2 protein-coding genes and 1 pseudogene are annotated in these 2,694 nt (G+C 63.7%); all 3 read right to left on the reverse strand.

Features of this window, described 5'->3' with window-relative positions; genetic code table 11:
* Positions 1-666: 666 nt before the first annotated feature.
* Entirely contained in the window at positions 667-1,404 is a 738-nt protein-coding gene (locus tag B9Y90_RS25825) for a plasmid SOS inhibition protein A (RefSeq protein WP_085543125.1), read from the reverse strand.
* Positions 1,401-1,835, reverse strand: a complete 435-nt coding sequence (gene psiB, locus B9Y90_RS25830) for a conjugation system SOS inhibitor PsiB (RefSeq protein ID WP_085543126.1) — start codon at positions 1,833-1,835, stop codon at positions 1,401-1,403. Before psiB ends, B9Y90_RS25825 begins: the two co-directional genes overlap by 4 nt.
* Before the next feature lie 44 nt (positions 1,836-1,879).
* Positions 1,880-2,694, reverse strand: a pseudogene (locus tag B9Y90_RS25835) (ParB/RepB/Spo0J family partition protein); the annotation flags it as partial.

Genomic DNA, 2,694 nt, shown 5'->3' on the forward strand with positions numbered 1-2,694 from the left:
TTTTGCGTCTTTCTGCAAAAAGTTTTTGGCGGCGTGCACTTCACCCCTTGCGGGGCGACTCGCCTGTGCTACAAAAGCCCCCGCGTAAGGGGCTGGCGGGAGATGTCCCCCGGAGATGAGATGAGCAGGCACACACCCGCCCCGGCAAAACGCCGGGGCGTCAGCAGACTGTCGGCAGTTTTACCGCCGGCAGGGTGAAGCGGCGCGTCCGTTTACGGACGCAGCAAGCGCAGGGGTTGACGTTCGCCGCAGGGATGGAAGCCCGCAGGGCAGAGACAGCATTGCTGGCTCTGTTCCACGACAGCCCGGTTCCCGGCGGGAAGCGGCCCGGACGTGGAGGATTTTTCACAGGCAGGGGAAAAGAAGTCAGAGTCAGAGTCAGAGTCAGAGCCAGAGCCAGAGCCAGAGCCAGAGCCAGAGCCAGAGCCAGAGCCAGAAATGAAAGCACAAACGAAAGTCAGTCCGCAGGCAAAGGCCGTCGCAAAATAAAAAGCAGACAACTGTCCACCGCCAGCCTGGGTTACCCTGTGGACAACCTGCGGGTACCTGCCTGCATCCCCTGCCCTGCCTGCCCTGAAAACCATTGTTCGCTTTTTGACCAAAGCAGAGCCGCCCCGCGTCAGCGGGGCAGCCCGGAGAAGTCGCCAGCGGCACCGGGGCCACAGACTATCCGCGCGATACCCCTCCCGCCTGATGAACCAGCTTGTTGGACACCATCCAGCGTTCCAGCGCCGCCACCTGTGGCAACGCCTCGCAGGCCAGCTGGCCTGCCTCACGGATGAGCACCCACAGCGGCTCTCCCTCAAACGCCCATCGCTCCAGCCCTGACAAGGACGGGAAGCGCTCGCTCCAGCGGAAAAACATCGCTTCCAGCGCGTACGGGGGCAGCGTATCAGACCAGCGGGCGCTCCAGCTGGCCACCGTCGCCGGGGTATGAAAGGCCAGCTCAGTCTCTGCCTGCCCCACCCGCGCCTGATAAGCCCGCTCCCGCAGACACGCTTCCCGGTGGCGCTGGCGGGTGTATTTTTCATCCTGGAGTTCATCCTGCCGACGACGGCGCTCCGTTTTCTGAAAAGCCACCTCAGGGAACAGGCGGTACCCGGCCCCGGCGGGCAGCGGGAGATAACAGCCGGCTCCCCGGCTCTCAATCAGGGTGTCGATGGCGCGAAGCCAGCTATCCCGGTTCCCCCGCAATTCCTGCTCGCTCAGCACCGGGGCAAACAGGCGGATCTCATTCAGCGTGAGGCGTTTGCTGCCCCTCAGGTGCTTAAAGAAAGCCCGCGCATACGGAAAATCAGCCCCAGCCGCCCCGCTGTCGCGCCTGCGCTCCACGTCCGCGATGGCCTGCATGGCGGCGCGGCGCTCAGGACTCAGCGGCACCAGACTCATATGAGACGGTATCATCGGGCAGCCTCCTGCATCAGCGTGGCGGTGATAGCCGCGAGGGAATACCCTGCCCCCTCCAGCGAAGCCGCCAGACACAGCACGGGGTTAATCACCTGCGGCTCAAAGCGGTTCAGGGTGCGGATAACCGTCACCGCGCGACCGTCGGCGTTCAGCATCACCATCAGCCAGCGGTCGCTGATTTCCCCCGGACTGCACACCGCCAGCGTCCAGCCCCCGTGAGAAGGGGTGAAGCGCACCTGCACCGGGAACCAGCCGCCGAATTCGCCCCGGTACTCCCCGTTCATGTCCCAGCCTGCGGGAGCCTCCAGCGCCGCCATCACGGTGTGGGTCAGCTCCCGGCGAAAGGCATACCCCGCCTCACGGCTGTGCTCAAACTCGTCGGGCAGCATGCGGGCAAGGGCGGTGCGGTCGTTCAGATTACTGTTCATCATCAGTTCCTTATCGCCGCCCACACAGAGCGGCGTCTCCGTTATCAGGCGGCATCTGCCGGGGTATCGTCGTCGGTGTTGTCGGTCTCTGAGGCAGCTTCGTCAGCATCGACCTCAGCCACTGACTCTGGTCCCTTCAGCCAGACCGGAACCCAGCGGGTGTGCTGCATGAAATGCTCCGCATGCCCGGCGGCATCGCCCTTCTTCATCTTCGCCGCATCACCCGCCGCCCCCGTCAGACCCGCTTCTTTCAGGGAGGCGACAATCTGTGGATGCTTCAGGCTGCCGAAGTAGTTGTCCTTCGTCGGCTGCCACCAGTCGCGTAAATGGAAGCCGATTGCCGCCTCAACGGTATCAAGGGTGCTACGCGAGGTGTGTCCCATCTCGCGGGTCTGTACCCCATCCACGGCACAGGCGGTGCAGAACGCCATAAATGACATCAGTACTTCCCCACTCAGGGTGAAGAAGGTGGTGAAATCCTTCTCCCATCCAGCGGGCAGCAGAGCGGCAAGACGCGCCTGTTCGGTCATCAGAATGTCAAACGCCGCCCCGCCCTTACCGGACGGGGCATTCTCCGTCAGGCTGCCGTGAGACACGGTCAGGCTGATGCGGAACGGGTGCGTCGTGGTCAGACAGCCAGAAAAGACGCAGGTACACATGCGCCAGACCATCAGCGCCACCGCCTTTTCGGGCTGCCGCATCAGCGCCGCCTGAACGGCCAGCGTACGCTCAGAGGACATTCGGGTGAGCAGCGGGCCGCTGATCCCCTCTGCGGCATCTGCCTGGCGCGAGGTGAACGGCATCGTGACACTGCGGTTTTCGTCGGTTTCTTCCGGCATATCCGTTTTCAGACGCACGC

It is taken from the genome of Cedecea sp. NFIX57 (genome assembly GCF_900177785.1).
In the GTDB taxonomy this organism is placed as follows: Bacteria; Pseudomonadota; Gammaproteobacteria; order Enterobacterales; family Enterobacteriaceae; genus Cedecea; species Cedecea neteri_C.